The organism is Streptomyces sp. NPDC104307 (genome assembly GCF_055584045.1).
Map to the genome: position 1 here is coordinate 418,935 of NZ_JBVJMU010000004.1, position 23,118 is coordinate 442,052.

The 23,118-nt window shown below is 71.9% G+C and carries 24 protein-coding genes and 1 pseudogene; 15 read left to right on the plus strand and 10 right to left on the minus strand.

The genetic code is table 11. The annotated features are described in order from the left end of the window. Positions 1-43: 43 nt before the first annotated feature. Positions 44-1,027, minus strand: a complete 984-nt coding sequence (locus tag ACZ601_RS14795) for a GDP-L-fucose synthase family protein (protein ID WP_469537358.1) — start codon at positions 1,025-1,027, stop codon at positions 44-46. 112 nt (positions 1,028-1,139) lie between these two features. On the opposite strand from ACZ601_RS14795, the gene gmd reads away from it, so the two are divergent. The 5 genes from gmd to ACZ601_RS14820 are packed head-to-tail and all read left to right on the plus strand — an operon-like array spanning position 1,140 to position 6,202. Then, entirely contained in the window at positions 1,140-2,153 is a 1,014-nt protein-coding gene (gene gmd, locus ACZ601_RS14800; RefSeq protein ID WP_440579359.1) for a GDP-mannose 4,6-dehydratase, read from the plus strand. Further along, on the plus strand, positions 2,150-2,431 hold the full coding sequence (locus ACZ601_RS14805; protein ID WP_469537363.1) for a hypothetical protein: 282 nt from the start codon (positions 2,150-2,152) through the stop codon (positions 2,429-2,431). Before gmd ends, ACZ601_RS14805 begins: the two co-directional genes overlap by 4 nt. Beyond that, the gene (locus ACZ601_RS14810) at positions 2,428-4,683 is read left to right on the plus strand and encodes a LamG-like jellyroll fold domain-containing protein (RefSeq protein ID WP_469537366.1); all 2,256 of its coding nucleotides are present in this window, start codon (positions 2,428-2,430) and stop codon (positions 4,681-4,683) included. Before ACZ601_RS14805 ends, ACZ601_RS14810 begins: the two co-directional genes overlap by 4 nt. Then, entirely contained in the window at positions 4,680-5,378 is a 699-nt protein-coding gene (locus ACZ601_RS14815) for a hypothetical protein (protein WP_469537369.1), read from the plus strand. The genes ACZ601_RS14810 and ACZ601_RS14815 overlap by 4 nt, the downstream gene beginning before the upstream one ends. Further along, positions 5,375-6,202, plus strand: coding sequence for a glycosyltransferase family 2 protein (locus ACZ601_RS14820; RefSeq protein WP_469537372.1), 828 nt, complete (start codon positions 5,375-5,377; stop codon positions 6,200-6,202). Before ACZ601_RS14815 ends, ACZ601_RS14820 begins: the two co-directional genes overlap by 4 nt. 1 nt (position 6,203) lies before the next feature. Here the strand turns inward: ACZ601_RS14820 and ACZ601_RS14825 are convergent, their stop codons facing one another. Then, a complete protein-coding gene (locus ACZ601_RS14825) occupies positions 6,204-7,364 on the minus strand; it encodes a glycosyltransferase (RefSeq protein WP_469537375.1) in 1,161 nt (386 codons plus the stop codon). A 113-nt stretch (positions 7,365-7,477) separates the two neighbouring features. Here ACZ601_RS14825 and ACZ601_RS14830 point away from each other — a divergent pair, with 113 nt between their 5' ends. Then, positions 7,478-8,992, plus strand: coding sequence for a hypothetical protein (locus tag ACZ601_RS14830; RefSeq protein ID WP_469537377.1), 1,515 nt, complete (start codon positions 7,478-7,480; stop codon positions 8,990-8,992). Here the strand turns inward: ACZ601_RS14830 and ACZ601_RS14835 are convergent. From ACZ601_RS14835 to ACZ601_RS14845, 3 genes are read right to left on the minus strand one after another with little or no spacing between them, the layout of a single operon-like run. Further along, positions 8,961-10,205 (minus strand): MATE family efflux transporter, encoded by a 1,245-nt coding sequence (locus ACZ601_RS14835; protein ID WP_469537380.1) that lies wholly within the window; start codon positions 10,203-10,205, stop codon positions 8,961-8,963. The genes ACZ601_RS14830 and ACZ601_RS14835 overlap by 32 nt on opposite strands. Then, positions 10,202-11,980, minus strand: a complete 1,779-nt coding sequence (locus tag ACZ601_RS14840; protein ID WP_469537384.1) for a P-loop NTPase family protein — start codon at positions 11,978-11,980, stop codon at positions 10,202-10,204. The genes ACZ601_RS14835 and ACZ601_RS14840 overlap by 4 nt, the downstream gene beginning before the upstream one ends. Further along, entirely contained in the window at positions 11,977-13,260 is a 1,284-nt protein-coding gene (locus tag ACZ601_RS14845; RefSeq protein WP_469537386.1) for a glycosyltransferase, read from the minus strand. Before ACZ601_RS14845 ends, ACZ601_RS14840 begins: the two co-directional genes overlap by 4 nt. A gap of 213 nt (positions 13,261-13,473) precedes the next feature. On the opposite strand from ACZ601_RS14845, the gene ACZ601_RS14850 reads away from it, so the two are divergent. Further along, the gene (locus tag ACZ601_RS14850) at positions 13,474-13,920 is read left to right on the plus strand and encodes an FAD synthase family protein (protein WP_440574695.1); all 447 of its coding nucleotides are present in this window, start codon (positions 13,474-13,476) and stop codon (positions 13,918-13,920) included. Here ACZ601_RS14850 and ACZ601_RS14855 read toward each other — a convergent pair. Both ACZ601_RS14855 and ACZ601_RS14860 read right to left on the minus strand, forming a co-directional pair. Continuing rightward, entirely contained in the window at positions 13,889-14,629 is a 741-nt protein-coding gene (locus ACZ601_RS14855) for a CDP-alcohol phosphatidyltransferase family protein (RefSeq protein WP_469537389.1), read from the minus strand. The two genes, ACZ601_RS14850 and ACZ601_RS14855, sit on opposite strands and share 32 nt — an antisense overlap. A 135-nt stretch (positions 14,630-14,764) precedes the next feature. Beyond that, positions 14,765-15,475, minus strand: a complete 711-nt coding sequence (locus tag ACZ601_RS14860; protein ID WP_469537390.1) for a ribonuclease H family protein — start codon at positions 15,473-15,475, stop codon at positions 14,765-14,767. Positions 15,476-15,647: 172 nt separating this feature from the next. Between ACZ601_RS14860 and ACZ601_RS14865 the strand changes: the two genes are divergently transcribed. The 3 genes and pseudogenes from ACZ601_RS14865 to ACZ601_RS14875 all read left to right on the plus strand — a co-directional run. Further along, positions 15,648-15,830: a DUF6381 family protein gene (locus tag ACZ601_RS14865; protein WP_328697839.1), complete on the plus strand. Its 183-nt coding sequence runs from the start codon at positions 15,648-15,650 to the stop codon at positions 15,828-15,830. A gap of 168 nt (positions 15,831-15,998) precedes the next feature. Continuing rightward, the gene (locus ACZ601_RS14870) at positions 15,999-16,733 is read left to right on the plus strand and encodes an SDR family NAD(P)-dependent oxidoreductase (RefSeq protein ID WP_469537393.1); all 735 of its coding nucleotides are present in this window, start codon (positions 15,999-16,001) and stop codon (positions 16,731-16,733) included. A gap of 107 nt (positions 16,734-16,840) precedes the next feature. Beyond that, positions 16,841-16,963 (plus strand): annotated as a pseudogene (locus ACZ601_RS14875) (HAD domain-containing protein); the annotation flags it as partial. A 27-nt stretch (positions 16,964-16,990) separates the two neighbouring features. On the opposite strand, the gene ACZ601_RS14880 reads toward ACZ601_RS14875, so the two are convergent. Then, positions 16,991-17,860: a UbiA family prenyltransferase gene (locus ACZ601_RS14880; RefSeq protein ID WP_469537396.1), complete on the minus strand. Its 870-nt coding sequence runs from the start codon at positions 17,858-17,860 to the stop codon at positions 16,991-16,993. Positions 17,861-18,075: 215 nt separating this feature from the next. On the opposite strand from ACZ601_RS14880, the gene ACZ601_RS14885 reads away from it, so the two are divergent. From ACZ601_RS14885 to ACZ601_RS14905, 5 genes are all read left to right on the plus strand, one after another. After that, positions 18,076-19,131, plus strand: coding sequence for a type III polyketide synthase (locus tag ACZ601_RS14885; RefSeq protein WP_469537399.1), 1,056 nt, complete (start codon positions 18,076-18,078; stop codon positions 19,129-19,131). Positions 19,132-19,143: 12 nt separating this feature from the next. Next, the gene (locus ACZ601_RS14890; protein ID WP_469537402.1) at positions 19,144-19,671 is read left to right on the plus strand and encodes an isoprenylcysteine carboxyl methyltransferase family protein; all 528 of its coding nucleotides are present in this window, start codon (positions 19,144-19,146) and stop codon (positions 19,669-19,671) included. Continuing rightward, positions 19,668-20,681: an NAD(P)/FAD-dependent oxidoreductase gene (locus ACZ601_RS14895; protein ID WP_469537404.1), complete on the plus strand. Its 1,014-nt coding sequence runs from the start codon at positions 19,668-19,670 to the stop codon at positions 20,679-20,681. The genes ACZ601_RS14890 and ACZ601_RS14895 overlap by 4 nt, the downstream gene beginning before the upstream one ends. 67 nt (positions 20,682-20,748) lie before the next feature. Beyond that, positions 20,749-21,384 (plus strand): class I SAM-dependent methyltransferase, encoded by a 636-nt coding sequence (locus ACZ601_RS14900; RefSeq protein ID WP_469537407.1) that lies wholly within the window; start codon positions 20,749-20,751, stop codon positions 21,382-21,384. 66 nt (positions 21,385-21,450) lie between these two features. Beyond that, positions 21,451-21,987 (plus strand): GNAT family N-acetyltransferase, encoded by a 537-nt coding sequence (locus ACZ601_RS14905; RefSeq protein WP_469537410.1) that lies wholly within the window; start codon positions 21,451-21,453, stop codon positions 21,985-21,987. Between the two features lie 19 nt (positions 21,988-22,006). Here ACZ601_RS14905 and ACZ601_RS14910 read toward each other — a convergent pair whose 3' ends face one another. Next, on the minus strand, positions 22,007-22,501 hold the full coding sequence (locus ACZ601_RS14910; protein ID WP_469537412.1) for a cupin domain-containing protein: 495 nt from the start codon (positions 22,499-22,501) through the stop codon (positions 22,007-22,009). Between the two features lie 34 nt (positions 22,502-22,535). Next, positions 22,536-22,907, minus strand: a complete 372-nt coding sequence (locus ACZ601_RS14915; RefSeq protein WP_469537415.1) for a DUF4267 domain-containing protein — start codon at positions 22,905-22,907, stop codon at positions 22,536-22,538. Positions 22,908-23,118 lie beyond the last annotated feature (211 nt).

Consider the following 23,118-nt stretch of genomic DNA (forward strand, 5'->3'; position numbering starts at 1 on the left):
CGCGACGGTGTCCGCCCGGCCGGCCGGCCGGGCGGACCGCCGGTCAGACCTGGGCGCCCTGCTCCTGGAGCCACCAGGCGTAGGTCGCGGCGATTCCGTCACGCAACGCGATCTGCGGCGCGAAGCCGAGGGAGGCCAGCCGGGACACGTCCAGCAGCTTGCGCGGGGTGCCGTCAGGCTTGTCGCCGTCCCATTCGATCCGCCCCTGATAGGACGTCACATCAACTACTGTCGAAGCGAGTTCACGGATCGTCAGGTCCTGGCCGGAACCGATGTTGACGGGTTCCTCGCCGTCGTAGCGTTCCAGCAGCAGCACGCAGGCGGCGGCCAGGTCGTCGACGTGCAGGAACTCCCGCCGGGGGCTGCCGGAGCCCCAGAGCGTGACGGCCGGAGCCCCGTCGCGCCCTGCCTCGTGGAAGCGGCGGATCAGCGCGGGCAGTACGTGCGAGGTCTCCAGGTCGAAGTTGTCGCCGGGCCCGTAGAGATTGGTGGGCATGGCGCTGATGTAGGAGGCGCCGTACTGCCGGCGGTAGGACTGGGTCTGCACGATCCCGGCGATCTTCGCCAGCGCGTACGCCTCGTTGGTCGGCTCCAGCGGGCCGGTCAGCAGGGCGCTCTCGGGGATGGGCTGCGGGGCGCGCTTGGGGTAGATGCAGGAAGAGCCGAGAAAGAGCAGCCGCCCGACGCCCGCCGCGTGCGCCCCGGCGATCACGCTCAGCTGGATCCGCAGGTTCTCCTCCAGGAACTGCACCGGGTAGGTGCTGTTCGCCATGATCCCGCCGACCTTGGCGGCGGCCAGCACCACGGCGTCCGGCCGGGCGTCACGCAGAAAGGCCGCGGTGCGCCCGGCGTCGCGCAGGTCCAGGCGGTCGCGGCCGCGAGTGACCACCTCGTGGCCTTCGGCGGTGAGGCGGCGCACCACCGCAGAGCCCACCAGACCTCGGTGGCCGGCGACGAACACCCGGGCGCCGGGCCGTAGCAGGGACGGGACGGATTCCTGGGAAGGGCCGGGGAGATCAGTCGTCATGGCTCGGATTGTGCCAGCAGCTCCATGACGCGGTGACGTTTTACCGCAGATCGCTCAAACTCTGAAATTTCGACGGCCAACAGCCTCTCGGACGACCACAGAAGGGGGAGACGTGGCGAAGACCGCGCTCATCACCGGCGTGACCGGACAGGACGGTTCGTACCTGTCCGAGCTGCTGCTCCACAAGGGATACACGGTCCATGGACTCATCCGCCGTTCGTCGAGCTTCAACACCGAGCGGATCGACCACATCTACCAGGGCCCGGAGGAGGCGGACCGCTCCTTCGTCCTGCATCACGCCGATCTCGCGGACGGGGTCGCCCTGGTGAACCTGCTGCGCGACATCCGGCCCGACGAGGTCTACAACCTCGGCGCGCAGTCGCACGTCCGGGTCTCCTTCGACGCGCCGCTGTACACGGGGGACGTCACCGGGCTCGGCACCACCCGGCTCCTGGAAGCGGTGCGCGCCAGCGGCATCGACACCCGGGTCTACCAGGCGTCCTCCTCCGAGATGTTCGGCGCCAGCCCGCCGCCGCAGCACGAGCGGACGCCGTTCCACCCGCGCAGCCCGTACAGCGTCGCGAAGGTCTACTCGTACTGGTCCACGGTCAACTACCGTGAGGCATATGGCATGTTCGCGGTCAACGGGATCCTCTTCAACCACGAGTCCCCGCGCCGCGGCGAGACCTTCGTGACCCGGAAGATCACTCGCGGGGTGGCCCGGATCAAGGCCGGGCTCCAGACGCGGCTGCACCTGGGGAACCTGGACGCGGTCCGGGACTGGGGGTACGCCCCCGAGTACGTGGACGCCATGTGGCGGATGCTCCAGTGCGATGCCCCGGACGACTACGTGGTGGCCACCGGCGAGGGGGTCAGCGTGCGGCAGTTCCTGGAGTACGCCTTCGAGCACGCCGGTCTGGACTGGCGCGAGCACGTCCGCCACGACGCGAAGTACGAGCGCCCCAGCGAGGTCGACGCGCTGATCGGGGACGCGTCGAAGGCGGCGGAGCTGCTCGGCTGGAAGCCGGCCGTGAAGTCGCGGGAGCTGGCCCGGATCATGGTCGACGCCGATGTCAGGCAGCTGGCCGACCAGCTCACCGGGGCCGCGGTGCGGGTGGACCGGTGAGCGGACCCGGACGCCGGGCGCTCACCGCGGACGGCCAGAACGTCACCTACAACTCCCCGCCCTCGCTCGCCCCGACGGTGCTGGGGACCATCTCCCGCGCGACCGTCTCCACCGGCTACTCGGTGGAGACGGTCGCGCCGGGCACGGGCGGAGCCCTGGGCTCCGCCTACTCGTCCGTCCTGACCGGCGACGGAGCGGATTCGCTCCGTCTCCGGTCGGGCGACATCGCAACCGCGGCCCACCGGCCGCAGCTCGTTCTCACCTTCGGAGCTGAATGATGAACGAAAGTACGGGGCGCAGATCCCGTGGCCACGGCCGGGTACGGGCCGCGGCCGCCGCGCTCTGCCTGCTTGCCGGGGCCCTGGGCGCCGCTGCCGGGGGCTCTCCGGCAGCGGCGCTCACCCCTCCGGTCTCGCTCACCGCGGACGACCTCTCCACCTGGCAGACCAACGGAATCGTCTGGTCGATGGCCGCGACGGACGACGGGCTCGTCTACGCGGGCGGCACGTTCTCCACCGTACGGCCGCCGGACGCACCGGCCGGGACGTCCGAACAGCCGGCGGTGAACTTCGCCGCGTTCGACGCCGCGACCGGTGCGCCGACCGGCTGCAAACTGTCGTTCACGCAGTCCTCCGGCACCTCGACCGTGCGGGCCCTGACCCTCTCCCCCGACGGCAAAACCCTTTACGTGGGCGGCCAGTTCGCCTCGGTGAACGGCGTCGGGGTGAGTAACATCGCGGCCATCGACACGGCGAGCTGCACCCCGCGCACCAACTTCAAGGTCGCCGTCTCCGCGACGGTCAGGGCCTTGGCCGTCACCGACGACACGGTCTATCTCGGCGGTGACTTCAACAGTGTCGCGGGGCAGACCCGGAACAAGTTCGCCGCGGTCACCACGGCTGCGGCGCTGAAACCGTGGAAGGCCAACACGGACGAGGTCGGCCGGGCCGTCCAGGTGACTCCCGACGGCTCGCACGTCGTGATCGGCGGCGACTTCTTCACCGTCAACGGCACCAAGTCCCACGCGCTCGCGGTGGTGAACGCGACGACGGGCGCCCTGGACAAGAGCTACCCGGGCTTCATCCCGGACACCTCGACGGTGCAGGACCTCACCGCGGACGCCACCAAGTTCTACACCGCCAACGAGGGCACCGGGGGCGGTGTCTTCGACGGCCGGATCGCGGTGGACCTGACCACCTTCCAGCAGGTCTGGCGCGACACCTGCCTCGGTGCCACCCAGGCCATCCTGGTGCACAAGGGGGTGCTCTACAGCGGCAGTCACGCACACGACTGTGCCTCGATGGGCGAGTTCCCCGACCAGCCGCGCAAGCATCTGCTGGCCCAGTCAGTGGACGATCCCAAGCTGCTGCCGTGGTTCCCGGACACCAACGACGGCATCGGGGAACCGGTCGGCCCGCGGGCGATGGCCCAGACCGACAAGGGCGGCCACCACTACCTCTGGGTGGGCGGCGAGTTCACCACCGTCAACAGCTCACCGCAGCAGGGGCTGACCCGCTTCGCCGACGGGCCCGACACCGGGGCGCCCTGGGTGCCCAACGTCAGCGTCTCCACGGTCGCCGCGGGCAAGGTGGACGTGAACTGGCAGACGAGCTTCGACACGGATGACGGTGAGCTGACCTACCGGATCTACAAGGACGGCGCGACCACACCCGTGTACACCACGCCGGGCTACTCGGTGTTCTGGGACCGGCCGCAGCTGCGGTGGACCGACACCGCTGTCGCACCCGGCGAGACGCACACCTACCGGATCAGTGCGAGCGACGGCATCAACACCAGCGCCAAGTCGCCCGCGGTGACCGCGACCGTGGCGGCGAAGGCCGAGAGCTACCCGGCCAGGGTGCTGTCCGACGGAGCGAGCCTGTACTGGCGCTACGACGAGGGCACGTCCACCTTCGCCGCCGACACCGGCACGGGCAAGGACAACGGCTTCCTTCGCAACACGCCCTCCTACCGGCAGACCCCGGCGGCCGTGTCCGGCCCCTCGACCGCCATCGGATTCAACGGGTCCACCCAGTACGCGTACAGCAACCGGACCCACACCCAGACCGCGAAGTTCTCCGTGGAGACCTGGATCAAGACGACGACGACGCGGGGAGGGAAGATCATCGGCTTCGGCAACAAGACCATGGAGCCCAGCGTCAAGTACGACAAGCACGTGTACATGCTCAACAACGGACGCCTCACCTTCGGCACCCACAACACCGGCGGCCAGACCGTCAGCACGACCGCGGCCTATAACGACGGTGCCTGGCACCATGTGGTCGCCACCCAGGGTTCCGGTGGGATGGCCCTGTACGTGGACGGGAAGCTCCGCGCCTCGAACGCGCAGTACACCAAGAACGAGGCATATCCCGGCTACTGGCGGGTGGGCGGGGACAACCTGGCGACCTGGCCGAACCGTCCGACGAGCAATTTCTTCGCGGGGCAGATCGACGAGACCGCCGTGTACCCGACCGCGCTGACCGCTGCCCAGGTCAGTGCTCACTACGCCCTGAGGACAGGTGGATGAGACATCCGTTCCTGGCCGGCGCCGCCGCCGTGATCACAGCGGCGGCGCTGGCCGCCTGCGGCTCCTCCTCCGATGAGGGCGGGGAGAAGAGGGCCGACGCGGGCCCGGCGGCGTCCGCGGGGCCGGTGGCCGGCGCACCGGCGGAGCCTTCCGGTTCCGCTCCGGCGGGTCCCCGGGCCTCGCGCTCCAGTGAGCCGCCCAAGACCCCGACCGACGAACTCACCCCGGCCACCGGCACGTTCACCAAGAAGGAGAAGAAGTATCTGGTGAACCGGGTGCCCAAGGGCATGGACCCGGCGGCGGTGCTCCAGACCGGACAGGCGACCTGCGACCGGCTGACGTATCTGGTCAAGGTCGACCGGGACATCGCGATCGGGGCCGTGGCCACGGGCGAGATCACCGGTGCCGAGGCCGCCGCCGGGCAGCTGTGCACCCAGCACAAGGGGCTGGTGGCGGAGGCCTCGCGGGCGTACCCCGACGGCCGTTACGAGGGCGCTCGGCTGCGGCCCGGCCGCTACCGCGATGTCGCGCCCACGAAGGGCTGCGGCTGGGAGATCACCGGGGCGGACGGCAAGGTCCTGGCGTCGGGCTCGTCCGACGACGGGAAGCGCAGCCGCATCACGATCCCTGCGACGGCCCGCGCCTTCAGCTCCACAGGCTGCTACGCCTGGCTGCCCGAAGGAGGCAACGGATGAACAGGCTGCCGATAGCCGTGGCCATCCCCACGAAGAACGAGGGGCTCAACATCGCGGAGGCGGTGAAGTCGGTCCTCGGTCACTTCGAGGCGGTCGTGGTGGTCGACTCGCACAGCACGGACGACACGGCGAAGATCGCCGCGGAGTGCGGGGCCGAGGTCGTCATGTACACCTGGGACGGCGGGCATCCCCGGAAGAAGCAGTGGTGCCTGGACCATGTCCGCACGGACCTGGACTGGATCCTGCTGCTCGACGGCGACGAGCGGCTGAGCCCCGGTCTGCTGGCCGAACTGCGGCGGATTTTCGCGGATCCGGACACTCCGAAGCCCGCCGCGTACGACATTCCGCTGGGGTACTGGTTCTCCGGGAAGCGGCTGCGGCACGGCTACACCATCCGCAAGCGGTCGCTGACCGACCGCACCCGCAGCCGGTACCCGGAGGTCGGGGATCTCGGCGCACCCGGCATCGGTGAGGTCGAGGGCCATTACCAGCCGGTCGCTCAGAGCGCCGGCACCCTCCGTAACCCGATCGAGCACCAGGATCTCGACCCGGTGACCGCCTGGTTCGAACGGCACAACCGGTACTCGGACTGGGAGGCGTGGCTGGAGCACCATCCCGAGGTCAAGGAACAGGTGCGCAGGGTCAAGTCCCGCCAGGGGCAGCTGTTCCACAAGGCGCCGTTCAAGCCGCTGGTGTCGTTCGCGTACATGTACGTGTACCGGCGGGGCTTCCTGGACGGTCGGGCGGGCCTGGACTTCGCCCTGGCGATGAGCTTCTACCGGTGGCAGATCGCCCTGAAGTCACGTGAGGCGCCCGCTCCTTGAGTCACCGGCGCTTCCGGCGGACCACGTCCTCGTAGGTCCGCCGGAGCGTCCGGGTCACGACGTCGATGGTGAAGTCCTTCCCGACCAGTTCCCAGGCCGCCTGTCCCGCCTCGGCGTTGGTCTTCGGCTCCAGCAGTTCCAGAACGGCCCGCGCGACCTTGTCCGCGTTGGCCCCGTCCTCGCCCACCCGGCTGTCGATCACCCGACCCGCACCGGCCCGTGCGACGTCGGGCCCGAGGCCGCAGGTGCGGGTGATGACCACGGGGGTGCCGACGGACATCGCCTCCAGGACCGAGACGCCGAGGGGTTCCTCGATGGACGGCAGGACGTACACATCGGCCTGCCGTCCCGCTGCCAGCACCTCTTCGTGGCCGAGCGGCCCCACGTGGTCGAGCGAGTCCAGCACGCCCAGCTCGCGGGCCAGCCGGAGGGTGCCGGGCAGGGCCCCGGTGTCCGGTCCGGCCAGTACGAACCTGGCGTCCGGGTGCTCGGCCAGTACGGCGGGCATCGCGGCGACGAAGTCCTGGGGGCGCTTGCGCTCCTGTATCCGGGCGAGGAAGAGCACCGTCGGCGGCCGCGCCGGGTCACGGGCGGGCCCCCGCTCCTGCGGCCGTACGCCGTTGACCAGGCGCACGGTACGGGTGAGCGGTACCGGCGCCGCGACGGCGTTCACATCGACACGCTCGGCCTCTGTGAGGTGCAGCACGACGTCCGCGCGGCGCAGGACCCTGCGTACGCCCAGCAGGTCGGTCAGCTGCGCGACGCGGTTCTCCGTCGGGTCCACCATCCCGTGCGTCTGGACGACCAGCGGGGTCCCCGACGCCAGTGCGAGCAGGGCTGCGGGCAGCGTGACCAGATCGCGCATCAGGTGCACGTGGACGATGTCGGCGCCGCGCATCATCCGGCGCGCGGCCAGCAGCAGCGGTGCGGAGGTGATGCCGCTGACCTCGAACCGGGGCAGCGGATGGCGGGCCTGGTAGAGGTGGGCGGGTACCCCCTCCACGAGGGACGGCAGTGGGCCCTCGAATCCGTCGCCGAGCGCCATGATCCGGGCGTCGTCCCCCGCGGCGCGCTGGACCCGGGAGAGATTCAGGGCCACCCGGGTCGGACCGCCGAAGGCGTGGTCCGGGGTGTGCAGTGTGACGACGTGCAGGATCTTCACCAGGGTTCCCCTCGACCTCGGCAGCTGTGCACAGACTAGTCATCACATCACCCCAAGTGGGTTGATTCGTTAGAGTGTTCACACGCTCACGGCGCTCACGGAACGGGGAACAGATGACGTCCGTGCATGGGGCGGCGCCGCCCGGTCCCGTCCTGGGGGGCGGGCCGCAGAGTCCGGTGGAGCCGGCCGCCAAGCCCATGTCCTGGGCGATGCTGTCGCGCGCGATGGCCGTGCCGCTCATCCTCGGGCTGGTCTGCTTCCTGCCCGCGCTGATCGCCGCGCAGCCCGGGAGCGGAGTCCGGGACACCGGGTACTGGCTGCAACTGGTGCTGACGTGTTATTCGGGGGCGCGGCTGGCGACCATGATCCTCTCCACCCGGCGCCGGCTGCTGCAGGGCGTCTTCTGGATGTTCGTGTACATCGCGATGGGGGTGGCCCCGTTCGCCCAGGTGGTGATCGGGCAGACCCCGACTCCGATGGTCGGGCCGCGCTCCGATCTGGTGACCGCGATCGCGCTCGTGCTGGTGGGGTGCGCGGCGTTCGACCTGGGGGCGCTGCTGGCGTCCCGGCGTCCGCTGCGCGGGCGTGCGGCCGCGCGCGGGGGCGGTGGCCGGGCCACCGCGCACCCGGTCCGGCTGCGGCTGCTGGTGCTGCTGGCGTTCGCCGCGAGCGGCTACTACGTGCTGAAGCTCGGCGGGCCCGCGGTCTTCTTCTCCAGCAGGCAGGAGATCAGCGCCTCGGTCGCGGAGAGCGGAGTGGTGTCCGGCGGTTCCAATGTGGGCTCCGCGTTCCTCAAGGGGTTCGGCACGGTTCCAGCGTTGCTCGCACTGCTCTTCTTCACCCGTCGGCTGGTGACCTCGCGCCGGGCCCGTCGCGCACCGTCGACCGTACTGGTCTGGTGCGCGCTGCTGATCGTGAACCTGGTCGTGAACAATCCGGTGTCCAATGCCCGTTACTGGTTCCTGACCGTGCTGGTCTCGCTCCTGTTCACCGCGTTCCCGAGCAGCGCGGCGATGTACCGCTCGGTGCTGGCGACGGGGGTGATCGGGGCGCTGGTGCTGTTCCCGTACGCCGACCGGTTCCGCTACGACGACTCCGGGTACCGGCCGGTCGAGTCGTCCTCGGTCTTCGAGCCGCTGGCCACCAAGGACTACGACCAGACCGTCATGTTCGCCAACACCATCTCCTGGGTCGACACCCGGGGCCACACCTACGGCCGTCAACTGGCGGGCTCCGCCTTCTTCTTCGTGCCCCGGGCGGCCTGGAGCGGAAAGCCCGAGGACACCGGGGTCCGGGTCGGGCAGTGGATGGGGATGAACATGACCAACCTCTCGGCGCCGCTCTGGACCGAGCTGTGGGTCGACTTCGCCGCCCCGGGCATGATCGGCGGCTTCGCCCTGCTCGGGTACGCGGCCGCGCGCACCGACCGCCGCTACGCACGGGCGGTCTCCCGGGACGGCCCCGGGCCCGGCAGCGTCCTGGCCATCGCCGCGCCGCTGATCGCCGGGTACACCTTCATCCTGCTGCGCGGCCCGCTGTTGCAGGCGGCCGGGAAGCTGGCCATCGCCGCGCTGTGCCTGGCGCTGGTGACGAGTTTCAGGGACCGGAACGGACAGCGGCCGCGCTGACCGGGGGCCGTGCCGCCCCGCCTCTACGGTTCAGCCGGGCCACCCGGGTCCAGGTGGCGACCGCCTTGCAGACGGAGCCCAGGCAGAGGCCCCAGGCCGCGCCCGGCACCCCGCCGAGCCAGTAGCCGCCGGCCAGGAAGCCCACCGCGGCGAGCGAGAAGACCACCTGGATGGAGAGCGTGGTGCGCGGATCGAGCAGCCTCAGCGCCAGCAGCCCGCAGGTGCCGACCGCCATCGCCGCGTACTGGCTGCCGGTCGCGGGCAGGAGCGCCGCCGCCGTGGGCCAGGTGTCGCCCAGCAGATGGCGGCCCACCGAGCCGGGCAGCAGCGCCAGCACGGTGGCCCAGCCGGCGGCGGTCGCGGCCAGTACGGTGGCCAGGGCGGCGGTTGCCCGGACCCGCAGCCGGTCGGTGGCGAGCCGCCCGAGCAGCGGCGGGCCGAAGCCGGTGGCGGAGGTGAACAGCACGTTCAGCGGGCCGAAGAGGGTGGTCGCGCCGCGCAGCGCCCCGACCACGAGGGGGTTGCCGACCACGCCCAGGCCGAGCACGGAGAGCTGGCTGGTGGCGTTGCCGACCCCGAACTCGACGACGAACCGCCGCCCCAGGTGTCCGCGCCGCAGCAGCGGCGCCAGCCGCACGGGCGTTCCGGCGGTCCGCCGGTGCAGCAGGGTGACGGACAGCAGGAGGGCGGGCAGCGCGGACAGGCCCCAGACGGTGACGAGCCGGGCGGCCGGGGCGCCGTGCGGCTGCACGGTGAGCGCGCCGAGCACGCAGGCCAGCCGGAGCGTGTCCGCGGCCAGGGCCAGGTGCTGGGCCTGGAGCGTGGCGAAGGCGTAGCGGGCCGTGTCCTGCGCGAGGACGACGGGCAGGACCAGCCCCAGTGTCATCAGGGCCCGCGCGGTGTCTCCCGCGAGCAGCGCGCAGACCCCGGCGAGCGCGCCGCCGAGGACGGCCGAGACGAGCAGGGTGAAGGCGACGGCGGAGCGGCAGGCGCCACGGGTCTCCTCGCCCGCGCCCCGGCGCAGCACCAGCGGCTGTCCGGTGTAGGCGCCGAAGACGCCGAGCAGCACGGTGAAGACCAGGTAGACACCGGAGAACCGGGCGAAGTCGGAGACGGTGGAGAGCCGGGCGGCCACCACCAGGACCAGGATGTTGGTGAGCGCCGCCACCCCCTGGTCCGCGACCGAGCAGACGACCGCGGTGCGTGCCTTCATCTCTGTCCCGCGGAACTGCTGTGGTCACTGCCGCCGGTGTGGCCGTTCCCGCCGCCGTGCCAGGTGCTGCCGCCGTCCAGGGTGCGCAGGCCGAGCGTCTCCGCGGGGTCCCCGGCCCGCCCGCCGCCGGCCCGGCCGGGTCCGTCCGGCCGCGCGCGGCCGCCCTGTCCGTCGCTCCCCGGTCCCGGTGTCTGACCGTCACGGACGCGGCCCTTGGCCGCCTTCCGGCGCGCCCGGCGCTCAAGCCGTCCGTGACCGGGGTGCAGCAGGGTGCCGAGCACGGACCCGCCCGCGGCGCCGATGATCTCGCGGATCCGCTCCAGGTCGCTGCGGTGCACCTCGCGCGGGTCGCAGACCACGACGACGCCCTCCACCCGGTCGATGAGCGCGACGGCGTCGGCGTACGAGAGGACGGGCGGGGCGAGCACGATGACGACGGCTCCGGGCCGGCCGCCCTCCGCGAGGATCCGGCCGACCGGCGCGGAGGTCAGGGCGCGCGGCACGTTGTCCATCCGGCGGCCCGCGACCAGGGTGAAGGCCCCGGAGCCGGGCACGTCCACGTTGGTGCGGCTCTCCGAGGGCCAGCCGCGCTCGTCGCGCTCCGCGGCCCAGCGGGGCCGCCCGCCCCGGTTCGCGTCGCCGAGGTCCCTGGCCAGTGACGGGGTGCGCAGATCGGCCTCGACCAGCAGGACGTCACGCCCCATCTCCGCGAAGGCGGCCGCCAGGTTGACCGCCGCGGCGGCGGCCATGGCGTTGTCGCCCCGGGGCGCCGTGACCAGGAGCCGTCGCCGCTCGGCGAACGAGGGGTCGTACGCGAGCCGGAAGGCCACCGCCCGGTACTCCTCCGCCAGCCGGCTGCCGCCGCGTCCGATAGCGAGCAGCCGGCCCGCCCCCACGCGTTCCCTGGGCAGGGTGCCGAGCAGCGGGGCACCGAGTGAGCGGACGAGTTCCCTGGTGGAGCGGACCGCCGGGTCGAAGACGAGCCGTACCCAGGACAGCAGCAGGCCGAGGGCGAGTCCGACGACGCCACCGAGTGCGAGGAGCAGGGGCAGTCCCGCGCCGGTGGGCCGCTCGGGCGCGACGGGCTTCTTGTTCAGGTAGCCGGGTGTGGTGTCGAGGGCGCGCAACTCCGAGATCTTCTGGCTCAGTTCGGAGATGGCGACGATGATGTTGGCGCGGGCGCTGGTGACGTCGCTGCCCGCGACGCCGGTCTCCTGCTCGGCCAGTCGGTCGCGCTGCTCCGTGAGCGGCTTCAGCTGGGCGCGGTAGCCGTCGACCATGTTGTCGATGCTGTTCTCGGTGCGCTCGCGGCGGATCTCCAGGTAGGCCTCGGCGAGCGCCTGGGCGCGCGCCCTGGCCTGTTCCGGGTCGCGGGCGGTGTAGGAGAACCTGAGCACCAGGGTGTTGGGCGGGTTGGTGACCTGGAGGCCGGTCAGCAGCTTTCCGACCTCGATCCGGTCGCCGTGCTTGACCAGCGAGCCGACGGCGACGGTGCCCACGGCGTCGCTGACGGCGGTCTGTCGTTCGGAGCCGATGTTGATGCCCTTGTCGGCCGAGGCGCCCGCCGCGAACGGGTCGGAGGCGGCCGACCGCACCGACACCTCCCCGATGGAGGTGTACGTGTCCTCGCCGCTCAGGGCGAGCCAGCCGCCGCCGAGCAGCCCGAGCACCACGCCTGACGCGAGCAGGACGCGGTAGCGCAGGAGCTGCCTGAACTGATCCCGCAGCAGCGCGGGTTCGTCCTGGTCCTCCAGGGCACGGATCGGCTGGGTCATCGGCGTGGTCTCCCTTGGGCGGCGTCCTGAAGGACCTCGGTGAGCAGTGCGTCGAAGCGGGCGAGACCGGCCTCCCGGCCGAGGTGCTGTGCCACGTAGCGGGGGCCGTGGGCCCCGAGTTCGTCGGCGGCGGCCGGCTGCTCGACGAGTTTGCGGACGGCTGCCAGCACCGCGGCCGGGTCCTCCGGCGCGACGAGCAGCCCGGCCCCGGAGCGCTGCACCTCCTGGGCGGTGCCCCCCTCCTCCGCCACGGAGGCGACGACGGGGCGGCCGGAGACGAGGTACGAGGTCAGCTTGGAGGGCACGCTCATGTCGAGTACGGACGCGCGCTGGGTCACGGCGAGGACGTCGGCGGCGGCCAGCACGTCGGTGAACTCGTCCGCCTCCGCCGCCGCCCTGAACTCGACGTTGGGCAGCCCGTTGGCACGCGCCAGCAGGGCTTCGCGCTGGTTGCCGTCGCCCATCAGCACGACGCGTATCCCGGGGGCGAGCCGGGCGGCGTCGACGAGGACCTCCAGGCCCTGCTTGAGCCCCATGTTCCCGGAGTGCAGGACCACCGGGGCACCCTCGGGCCAGCCGAGACGCGCCCTGGTCACGGCACGCTCTGCGGAAGGGGGCTTCACATGGGTCCAGTTGGGGACGATCCGGATGCGTCCCGGGTCGACTCCGTAGGCGGTGACCCGGGGGACGAAACTCTCGTGGATGACGCCGACGAGCGCGGCGGCACGCAGTGCGTACCGCTCGGCCCGGGACGCAACCGCCGCCGCCCTGTCGCCGCCTCGGATGCCGCTCTGCGCGGCGGCGGCGCCCATCAGGTCCTGCACGACGGGTATGTAGGGGACGCGGTGGCGGCGGGCCAGCCGCGCGCCGAGGACGCCGCCGGCGAGGCTCGGCAGCTGGGAGATCACCGCGTCCGGCCGCACCGAGGGCGGGGAGACCAGACCGTGCGCGAGGACGGACGCCTCGAAGGCGGCCCTGCGCAGGGCGCTCTGACGGGGCGGCACATAGTGTCTTCGCCGGTGGACCGTCACCCCCGAACGCTCCTCCTGTGCCCGCCACACGCCCCGGTACTCCGGCTCGGTCCGCCAGGACGGATAGTGCGGCATACCGGTCAGCACATGGGTCTCGGCACCGGACGCGGCCCAGTGTTCCGCGAGTTGCGCGGCGTACGGGCCGATCCCGGTCAGCTCCGGCGCGTAGTTGGTCGAGACCACCAGCAGGCGGCGGTTCCGGAACGGCTCGTGCTGATCCGCGTACGGCAGCTGATCTGCGTCTGGCATCGGACGGTCGCCTTCCCCCCGGAGCCACCTGTGTTCCCCCCAAGGAACAGCCCCAAAAGTGAGCTTATCCGTTCACGAGATGCGCAAGTGGTCTTCACAGTAAGGTCGTTGCACGATCAACACCGATACCGATATCCCACCGGACCGGACGCCATGTCCGGAAACCTGCCGGTGGGAGACGGACATCGCGTTCACCGTGGGGGGAGAGAACGGATGGTGCACAGGGTCGGCTACGCGCCGGGTGTCTACGACCTGTTCCACGTGGGTCACCTCAACATCCTGCGGCATGCCCGCAGTCAGTGCGACTACCTCGTCGCGGGGGTCGTCTCGGACGAGATGGCCGCACTCGCGAAGGGTCACAGACCGGTCATACCCCTGCCGGAGCGGCTGGAGATCGTACGGAGCGTCCGGTACGTGGACGCCGCGTTCGTCGAGACCGTCCCCGACAAGGTGGAGACCTGGCAGCAGGTCAGGTTCGACGTCATCTTCAAGGGCGACGACTGGCGGGACACGGAGAAGGGCAGACGGCTCGAACGCGACTTCGCGGAGGTCGGCGTGGAGGTCGTCTACTTCCCGTACACCGCGCACACGTCCAGCACCCAGCTGCGCCGGGCGCTGGACTCACTGGTCAGCCTGCCCGGAGCGCTTTCAGCTCCCTGAACCACTTGCCCAGGAACGCCACCAGGAACAGCGCGTGCACGGCGGCGAGTGCGGCATAGCCGATCCGGAACAGCGTCTCGTCACCGAGCAGCAGGAACACCAGGCAGAACACCCCGTAGTCGGCCGGCAGCAATGCCGCGGCCCGCAGCCGGGAGGCCGCCCGCGGGGGCCCGGCGCCGCCGTCCGGCTCCGGCCGGGCGGCGGCGGCCGCCTTCCCGAGCTGTTCCCGCAGCAGCCCCGCGCAGAAGGTGAGCACGGCCACGAACAGGAAGCCGAGCGGCAGCAGCAGCCAGCCGTCCGCCGGCAGGGCGAAGAAGCGGTGGAACGAGATCAGTACGGCGGTGTGGACGAGGATCATCTTGGCGCAGTCGACGACATGGTCGAGCCATTCGCCGTCGGGGCCTCCCCGGCCGGTGAGCCGGGCGAGCTGCCCGTCGGCCGAGTCCAGTGCGAACCCCACGGCGAGCCCCAGGTAGACGAGCACGGCCAGCGCCCACGTGGGCCTGGCCAGCGCCACGGACGCGACGGCGGCGAAGGTGAACACCGCGCTCAGCGAAGTGACTTGATTGGGTGTCATACCCAGCCGGAACGCGGCGGCGGCGAAGATCCGCCCGGCCGGCCGGTTCACGTACCGCGAGTAGAGCGACACCCCTTTGGCCGTTTTCTGCGCCCCGCGCAGTTCACGCAGCACCGTTCCCGTGCTTTCCATACGCCCCCCAGCGTGTCGCCGTCGTCCACGGCTCCGGCGGCGCGTCGACCGCTCCGCCGGAGCCGCATCATGGCACGCGGAACGCGCCGCGCGGGGCGGTTCCGCAGGTTCAGCGGCGGTTCGGGCGGAGGCGGTTCAGGCGGAGGCGGTGCGGCACTCCGGGTGGCCCCAGCCCTGATCGTTCTTCGCGATCGTGTCCTTGGCCGCGTACGGCTTGCCGCAGTGGCACCGCCCCGCGTACCTGGCGCGGATGGTGGCACCGGAACGGGCCGCCCCGCCGGTGCTCTTCGCCGGGCTCTTCGTCGCACTCTTCTCCGTACCGCCGGTCCGGCGCCCTTCGGAGGCGCGGGCGGCCACGGGCACCGGCAGGTCCGCGGAACCCTGGGAGGTGCCTGCCGCGCGCTGCGCCACGGCCACCTCGCTGGCCGCCTGGTCGGCCAGGGCGTTCAGCGGGTCGCCGTCCACCTGGTGGGCGGGCACGTAGACGAAGTCCACCGCCCGGCCGGTCAGCAGGGCGTCGATGCGGACCACCAGCCCACGGTTGGCGACGGGTTTGCCGGCCGACGTCTTCCAGCCGTTGCGCTTCCAGCCCCGGAGCCACTTGGTGACCGCGTTCATCGCGTACTGCGAATCCATCCGGACCTCAAGCGCCACACCGGGGTCTACGGACTCCAGCAGCTCCTGGAGCGCGGTGAGCTCCGCGACGTTGTTCGTGGCGGTGCCCAGTGGCCCCGCCTCCCACCGGAACGGCCTGCCGTCCGCGTCGGCCACCACATATGCCCAGGCCGCGGGCCCCGGATTCCCCTTCGATGCCCCGTCACACGCGGCGATCATGCGCTCGTTCATACCCCTGATCATGCCAGCGTCGCGGGCCCGCGAGTCCCGCCGGTGCCTCGGCCCGCTCCCGGAGCCCGTCCCACCTGGCACCTTCACGGTACGTAACGCTTCGGGGTGCGACGGTCCCGGAGCGCTGGTTCTCTGAGTGAGCCCGCTCTTCCCTACCGTCCAAGGAGCGACGATGAGCGTTGCAGGAGAAACCGGCCGAGCCGACCAGATGCGCGAGAAGGCCAGGCACATGACCGAGGCCGCGGAGCGCACCAACGACCCGGAGCAGCGCCGTCGGCTGCAGGAGAAGGCCCGGAAGCTGCAGGAGCAGAGCGAGCGGCCGGCCGGCCGGGGCGGCAGCGACCTCCCCGTGTAGCACCGCCTCACGTGTACCGCCGGTGGACTGTCACTCTTCCATGAGTGGGTGACAGTCCACCGAGCCGTTTCCGGACCGTCGCCGGGCGGTGTTCGATCAGCACTCCTTACGATGGTCCCTCGGCGGGGGCCACCGGGTCCTCGCACGGGAGTACAGGGGCATCCATTCATGAGCCGTCATCCGGTCACTGTGGTCACCGGCGGCAGCCGCGGGATCGGCGCGGCGGTCTGCGTACGTCTGGCGGCCGACGGCCACGACATCGCGCTGGGCCACCGCTCCGACGTGGCTGCCGCGGAGGCCGTGGCCGAAGCCGTACGCGGGGCGGGCCGGCGCTGCGTCACGGTGCGGATGGACACGACCGACGAGTCGGGTGTCGACCGGCTCTTCGAGGCGGCGGCCGACGGGCTGGGCCCGGTCACCGGGCTGGTCAACAACGCGGGCGTCGGTGGCCCGACGGGCCCGCTCGCGGACGCCGACCCGGCCGGGCTCCGGCGCGCCCTGGACGTCAACGTCATCGGGTACCTGCTCTGCGCCCGCCGCGCCGTGCGCGACATGGGCCGCACCGGAGGCGGGGCCATCGTGAACATGTCCTCGGCGGCCGCCACGCTCGGCAGCCCCGGCGAGTACGTCCACTACGCCGCCGCCAAGGCCGCGGTGGACACGATGACCATCGGACTGTCCAAGGAGGTCGCCGCGGCGGGCATCCGGGTCAACGCGGTGTCGCCCGGCATCATCCGTACCGAGTTCCACGAGGACCCCGAGCGCCCCGACAAGGCCGCAGCCGGCATCCCGCTGGGCCGGCCCGGACGCCCGGACGAGGTCGCCGGAGCCGTCGCCTGGCTGCTCTCGGACGACGCGTCCTACACGACGGGGGCGATCCTGCGGGTGGCGGGCGGACGCTGACGTCCGGCGGTACGGTGCGGCGGTGACCGGTTCCGGCGGGCTTCCGCCGCTCTTCCTCGACGTCGACGGCCCGCTCCTGCCGTTCGGCCCGGCGACGGGGCCGGGCGGCGGACCGGAGATGGGTGACCGCGCACCACGGCGGACGGGCCCTGCTCCACCGCGTCGACCCCGGGCGCGGTCTCACCGACGCCGATTTCCGGCAGCTGGACGCGTGGCTGCGCACGGTGTGAGGCTTCAGCGGCCGGCCCAGGTCCAGGTCACAGCGGGGCGGCGCCGCGCACCAGGAGCAGTGCCACGTCGGCCGCCGCCACGACCACGGCGGCGGCGAGGGCCGCCTCGCGCCAGTACCGGCCGAGCACCAGCCCGGCCAGCGCGGCCGGCGCCGCCACCGCGAGGGTCACCACTCCCCACCGGCCCGGAGATCCGGCCGGGCCGAACGCCAGGACCGCGGAGGCCGCCACCAGCGGCACCGGCAGCAGCAGCCGGGTGCCGGTGGCACCCAGCCGGTGGGGCAGTCCGCACACCCCGCCCCGCAGATCGTCGTCGATGTCGGGGAGCACATCGCCCAGATGGGCGGCCAGGCCCAGCAGCGCACCGGCCGTGACGGCCCACCAGGCCGGGCCCGGACTGCCGGGCAGGGTCAGGGCGGCCATGGCGGGCAGGGCGGCGAACCCGATGACGTACGGCAGCCAGGACAGGACCGTCGCCTTCAGCCCCAGGTTGTACGCCCAGGCCGCCGCCACCGCGGCCAGGTGCACGGTTCCGGCGAGCGGTCCGCAGGCCAGCGAGAGCGGAACGCACAGCAGCGCGGCGGTGAACGCGGCCGTCCACACCGCCCGGCGGCTCACGGACCCGTCGGCCACCGGCTTGCCGCGGCGGCCGGACGCGGCGTCCCGTCGCGCGTCGAACGCGTCGTTGCACCAGCCCACCGAGAGCTGACCGCTCAACACCGCGGCGACGAGAAGGGCGCGGCGGACCCCGTCGAGTCCCACGCCGACGCCGAGGGCGCCGGCCAGCACACTCACCGCGACCACCGGGCCCGGGTGACAGGAGCGGGCGAGTGCTGTCGTACGGCGCGGCGGCCAGCCGGTCGCGGCGTACACGCGCGGCGGGTCTGGGGTACCCATCCGGTGATCGTAGGTACTCCGTGCCGGAGGAACATGACAGCCACACGGGCCGTTCGCGTCGTTCTGCCTGCCACTCGCGGGCCGTTCGCGGCGTTCTGCCTGCCACGCGCGGGTCGTCTGCGGCGTTTTACCCGCCACCCACGGGGTCGTTTGCGGCGTTTTGTCCACCGAGTGAGGCAGGGTTGGGCCATGACGCCTCCGCACCAGGACCCGGGATGACTCAAATCGCCGCCGTTCACGGCACCCCGGCTCCGTACCGCCACACCCAGCGCGAGGTCACCGACATGGTGGCCCGCACCTGTCTGCCGCCCGGGGCCGACCGGCGGGTGCTGGACCGGCTGCACGAGAACGCCCGGGTGCGCACCCGGAACATGGTGCTGCCCCTGGAGCGGTATGCGGAGCTGGACGGGTTCGGCGACGCCAACGACGTGTTCATCGCCTCGGCCGTGGACCTGGGCGCAGAGGCGCTGCGCGGGGCCCTGCGGACAGCCGGGCTGCGGCCCGAGGACGTGGACCTCCTGATGTTCACATCCGTCACCGGGGTGGCCGCCCCCTCGGTCGATGCCCGGCTGGTGGGACGTCTCGGTCTGCGCCCCGATGTGAAGCGGCTGCCGGTCTTCGGGCTCGGCTGCGTGGCCGGGGCCGCCGGGGTGGCCCGGCTGCACGACTACCTGCTCGGCCACCCCGACGACGTGGCGGTGCTGCTCTCGGTGGAGCTGTGCTCGCTCACGTTCCAGCGGCACGACGCGTCGACGGCCAACCTGGTGGCGACCGCGCTGTTCGGTGACGGGGCGGCCGCCGTAGTGGCCTTCGGCGCGGACCGGGCGGCCGGGACAGGGCCGCAGGTGGTGGCGGCCCGCAGCCGCATGTATCCGGACACCGGGCACCTGATGGGCTGGGACATCCGCAGCTCCGGCTTCAAGGTGCTGCTCGATCCGGCCGTCCCCGACGTCGTGCGCCGGTATCTCGCGGACGACGTAGGCGACTTCCTGGCGGAGCACGGGCTCAAGCCGAAGGACGTGGCGCACTGGGTGTGCCACCCGGGCGGGCCGAAGGTCCTGGAGGCCGTCTCCGAGGTCCTCTCGCTCCCCGACGGCGCTCTCGATGTCACCTGGCGCTCGCTGGCCGAGGTCGGGAACCTCTCGTCCTCCTCTGTGCTCCACGTGCTGCGGGACACGCTGGAACAGCGGCGGCCGGAGCCGGGGTCGCCGGGGCTGCTGATGGCGATGGGGCCGGGATTCTGCTGCGAACTGGTGCTGCTGCGCTGGTAGTTCGGAGGACACATGATCTGGTACACGGCGCTGGTGCTGGCCGTGGCGGGCGAACGGCTCGCCGAACTCGTCGTCGCGCTCCGCAACACCCGCTGGGCACTGGCCAGGGGCGGTGTCGAGACGGGTCGCGCCCATTACCCGGCGATGGTCGCGCTGCACACGGCACTGCTGCTGGGCTGTCTGGTGGAAGTCCGGCTGGCGGAAAGGCCGTTCGTGCCGCTGTTCGGCTGGGCGATGGTGGCCGTGGTGGTGGCCGCACAGGGTCTGCGCTGGTGGTGCATCCGTACGCTCGGCCACCGGTGGAACACCCGCGTGATCGTCGTTCCGGGGCTGCCGCTGGTGACCGGCGGGCCGTACCGGCTACTGCGCCACCCGAACTACGCCGCCGTCGCCGCCGAGGGGCTCGCACTGCCGCTCGTCCACGGCGCGTGGCTGACCGCGGCGCTCTTCACCGTGCTCAACGCGGCGCTCATGGCCGTGCGGGTCCGGTGCGAGGAGGCGGCTCTGACCGCCACGACGGCGGCGGACGTGACGGCGTGATCGACGTGCTGGTGGCGGGTGGCGGTCCGGCCGGTCTGGCGGCGGCGATCCGGGCGGCCCGGCTGGGCCTGGAGACCGTCGTGGTCGAACCCCGCGCCTCCCCCATCGACAAGGCCTGCGGTGAGGGCATCATGCCCACTGGGGTCGCCGCCCTGCGCGCCCTCGGCGTCGAGGTGTCCGGGCACCGGCTGCGCGGCATCCGATATCTGGAGGGGACGCGTAGCGCGGAAGCGGCGTTCCGGGGCCGGACGGGGCTCGGTGTGCGGCGGACCGAGCTGCACACGGCCCTGCACGGCCGCGCGGTGGAGCTCGGCGTCCGGATCGTGCCGGGAAAGCTCTCCGGGGTGACGCAGAGCGAGGACCGGGTCTGCGTGGGCGGACTGACGGCACGCTGGCTGGTCGCGGCCGACGGGCTGCACTCGCCGCTCCGCCGCGAACTGGGCCTGGACGGACCGGGCGCGGCGGTACGCCGGTACGGGCAGCGCCGGCACTACCGGATCGCCCCGTGGACGGAGTTCGTGGAGGTCCACTGGTCCCGGCGCGGGGAGGCGTACGTGACGCCGCTCGGGGACGGCCTGGTGGGGGTGGCCGTACTCAGCCGGGAACGGCGCTCCTACGAGGAGCATCTGACGGCGTTCCCCCGGCTGGCCGCCTCGCTCGCCGGCCGGGACGCGGGGCCCGTGCGCGGCGCCGGACCGCTGCGCCGGCGGGCGTTGGACCGGCGGGCCGGCCGGGTCCTGCTGGTCGGTGACGCCGCGGGCTATGTGGACGCGCTGACCGGCGAGGGGGTGGCGCTGGCCCTGGCGACGGCAGGGGCCGCGGTGGACGCACTGGCCGCCGGCCGTCCGCAGGACTACCCGGCCCGGTGGCGGAGCCTGACCAGGCGTCACCGCCTGCTCACCGAAGGCCTGTTGTCGATGGCACGGCATCCGGCGACCGCCCGCCTGATCGTCCCGGTCGCATACCGCGCACCAGCCGTCTTCGGGGTGGCTGTGCACGCGTTGCAGTAATCCACGGCGGGTGCGAATACTGTCGTCACGGGGGCCGGTGACCTGGCCCGGAGGAGAGTGGATCGTCATGGATTCAGGCCAACAGCCCACCGCCGCTGCCTCACTGTTCGATGCCATCGGCGCCGAGTACGAGCAGGCGTTCGCCGGATCGGCCGCGCACCGAGCCTCGCTGGCGCTGCTGCTGGAGCACCTGGCACCGCACAGCCGGGTACTGGACGTCGGCAGCGGCACCGGACGGCCGACCGCACAGACCCTGACCGGCGCCGGCCATGAGGTGTCCGGCGTCGATGTCTCGCCGGTCATGGTGGACATCGCGTCCCGGCAGGTGCCCCGGGCCGAGTTCCGCTGTGCCGATATCCGCGAGCTGCCGCTGGAGGACGGGAGTTTCGACGCCGCGTGCGTGTACTTCTCACTCCTTCAGATGTCACGCGCCGACCAGTCGACGGTGCTGGCGCGGCTCGGGCGGGTGCTGCGGAACGGCGGCCATCTGGCCGTCGCGACAGTCCCGTTGGACCTGGAGGACGTGAGTGGTGAGTTCATGGGGCGGCCCGCGCGGGTGACCAGCTTCGGGCCCGCGGAATTCACCGCGCTGGTGACCGGGGCCGGATTCACGGTCCTGTCGGAGAGCAACAGCGTGTTCACGCCGGCCCATCCGGGGGCTGTGCCCGAACCCCACCTGTTCCTGCTCGCCCGGCGCAGCTGACGGAGTCCGCGGAGCTCACAGAGCGAACCTTGATCATCGTCGAGCTTGCTGGTTAAGTGGCACGGCATGACTGATACCCGACCCCTGACCTGGCCGACCGCCCCGATACGGACCGAGCGGCTCGTACTGCGCCAGTCCGAGGCGCGGGACCGTGCGGTGACCATCGAGCTGAACGCCTCGCCGGAGGTGACCACGTACCTCGGTGGCCCCCAGCCGCGCGAGGAGCTCGAACGCACGGTGCCCGAAGTGCCCGGACAGCGCCCCGGCTTCTTCGTCGTCGAGCTCGACGGGGCGGCGATCGGCACGATCCTGCTCGATCCGCACGCGGAGCGTCCGGGGCACATCCGCCCGGACATCGGGAAGACCGAGCTCGGCTACCTCTTCCTGCCGCGGGCGTGGGGGCACGGGTACGCCGCGGAGGCGTGCGCGGCGGCCCTCGCCTGGCTGGCCGGCGAGCTCCCCGGCGAAGCGGTGGTGCTCCGCACCCAGACCGCCAACAAGGCCTCGATGCGCCTCGCGGCAAAGCTGGGATTCACCGAGGTGGAGCGATATCAGGCCTTCGGCGCCGAGCAGTGGTTCGGCGTCCGGTCCCCGGCACGATGACCGGGTGCGCCTGGGCCGTTCACCCCCTCGCCCCGTTCCAGGCCTCGCTGTTGAGGAAGTAGGTGTCGTACAGCTCCTGAACCTCCAGCAGGCTCTCCGGTGGCACCTTCCCGTAGGCGATGCGCTCCAGGTGACGGAAGTACTCGAAGCGCTCGACGCCCGGGGTGATGACGATGAGGATGTCGGCGTCCTCTCCGGGCGCGGCGGCGAAGGCGTGCGCGAGACCGGGCGGGACGATGACGAGGTCACCCCGTTCCGCGGTCACGAGCTGTTCGCCCGAGAGCAGTTGGGCCGTGCCGTCCAGTACATAGAACAGCTCGGCCGATCGCGCGTGGTGGTGCGGCCTGGCGCCGTCCGCGCCGTTGGTCAGGCTGACCCGCTGGGTGGACAGCGCTCCGCCGGTCGAACTGCTGTCGGCCAGCAGCCTGATGGTGGTGGGTGCCCGGCCGATCACTTCGGCGTCGGCGGAACGGACGACAACGGACTCGTCGAAGTCCGGAACGATGAGCGACATCTGATACTCCGATCGGGAGGGTCGGGTCCTCGCGTCAGACGGCGAAGAGGAGAGCCGCGTTGATGAGCATGACCACGGCCGTGGCGAAGTGGATGCCGAACGCGACCGCCCTGGTACCGCCGTTGCGCAGAACGATGAGGGTGTCACCGAGCGGGGCGATGGTGACGACCAGCATGAACCATCCGGCGGTCTGAGCACTCGCGAAGGCCAGCAGAGCGAAGCCGAGTATGCCGTAACTGAGGTCGCGCACACCCTTGATGGACAGGTAGGCCGCATCCCCGTTCTCCTTCGCCGGCACCCCGTAGGCGGCGGCAGCCGGGTGCGGCACCACCAGGAACCGCACCCCGATGAAGATGATCATGGCGTTGAGCAGGATGGCCAAGCCGTAGGCGAGGGACGTGAGCATGATCCGTCTCCATTTCTAGCACCGCAAGGAATTAGGTCGACACTAGCATGTCGTCGAAATTATTCCTAGCGTCGCTAGACGCAATCCGTGCACCCTCTCCCCTCGTACCGGAACAGCTGGAGTCCAACCCACCGGTCCCGACCGGCAGTCGTCGTGCCCAGCGAGGCCAAAATGTAGCGGCGGATCCGGCCCGCTGTCCCGGAGCCGGGCC

Excerpts from the sequence above, each read along its gene's own strand:
- ACZ601_RS14820 (WP_469537372.1), top strand. The coding sequence starts at position 5,375 with ATGAACAGGCTGCCGATAGCCGTGGCCATCCCCACGAAGAACGAGGGG.
- ACZ601_RS14885 (WP_469537399.1), top strand. The coding sequence starts at position 18,076 with ATGACTCAAATCGCCGCCGTTCACGGCACCCCGGCTCCGTACCGCCAC.
- ACZ601_RS14915 (WP_469537415.1), bottom strand. The coding sequence starts at position 22,907 with ATGCTCACGTCCCTCGCCTACGGCTTGGCCATCCTGCTCAACGCCATG.
- ACZ601_RS14835 (WP_469537380.1), bottom strand. The coding sequence starts at position 10,205 with ATGAAGGCACGCACCGCGGTCGTCTGCTCGGTCGCGGACCAGGGGGTG.
- ACZ601_RS14900 (WP_469537407.1), top strand. The coding sequence starts at position 20,749 with ATGGATTCAGGCCAACAGCCCACCGCCGCTGCCTCACTGTTCGATGCC.
- ACZ601_RS14815 (WP_469537369.1), top strand. The coding sequence starts at position 4,680 with ATGAGACATCCGTTCCTGGCCGGCGCCGCCGCCGTGATCACAGCGGCG.
- ACZ601_RS14905 (WP_469537410.1), top strand. The coding sequence starts at position 21,451 with ATGACTGATACCCGACCCCTGACCTGGCCGACCGCCCCGATACGGACC.
- ACZ601_RS14830 (WP_469537377.1), top strand. The coding sequence starts at position 7,478 with ATGACGTCCGTGCATGGGGCGGCGCCGCCCGGTCCCGTCCTGGGGGGC.
- ACZ601_RS14840 (WP_469537384.1), bottom strand. The coding sequence starts at position 11,980 with ATGACCCAGCCGATCCGTGCCCTGGAGGACCAGGACGAACCCGCGCTG.
- ACZ601_RS14810 (WP_469537366.1), top strand. The coding sequence starts at position 2,428 with ATGATGAACGAAAGTACGGGGCGCAGATCCCGTGGCCACGGCCGGGTA.
- ACZ601_RS14870 (WP_469537393.1), top strand. The coding sequence starts at position 15,999 with ATGAGCCGTCATCCGGTCACTGTGGTCACCGGCGGCAGCCGCGGGATC.
- ACZ601_RS14865 (WP_328697839.1), top strand. The coding sequence starts at position 15,648 with ATGAGCGTTGCAGGAGAAACCGGCCGAGCCGACCAGATGCGCGAGAAG.
- ACZ601_RS14850 (WP_440574695.1), top strand. The coding sequence starts at position 13,474 with ATGGTGCACAGGGTCGGCTACGCGCCGGGTGTCTACGACCTGTTCCAC.
- ACZ601_RS14795 (WP_469537358.1), bottom strand. The coding sequence starts at position 1,027 with ATGACGACTGATCTCCCCGGCCCTTCCCAGGAATCCGTCCCGTCCCTG.
- ACZ601_RS14890 (WP_469537402.1), top strand. The coding sequence starts at position 19,144 with ATGATCTGGTACACGGCGCTGGTGCTGGCCGTGGCGGGCGAACGGCTC.
- ACZ601_RS14860 (WP_469537390.1), bottom strand. The coding sequence starts at position 15,475 with ATGAACGAGCGCATGATCGCCGCGTGTGACGGGGCATCGAAGGGGAAT.
- ACZ601_RS14855 (WP_469537389.1), bottom strand. The coding sequence starts at position 14,629 with ATGGAAAGCACGGGAACGGTGCTGCGTGAACTGCGCGGGGCGCAGAAA.
- ACZ601_RS14845 (WP_469537386.1), bottom strand. The coding sequence starts at position 13,260 with ATGCCAGACGCAGATCAGCTGCCGTACGCGGATCAGCACGAGCCGTTC.
- ACZ601_RS14910 (WP_469537412.1), bottom strand. The coding sequence starts at position 22,501 with ATGTCGCTCATCGTTCCGGACTTCGACGAGTCCGTTGTCGTCCGTTCC.
- ACZ601_RS14880 (WP_469537396.1), bottom strand. The coding sequence starts at position 17,860 with ATGGGTACCCCAGACCCGCCGCGCGTGTACGCCGCGACCGGCTGGCCG.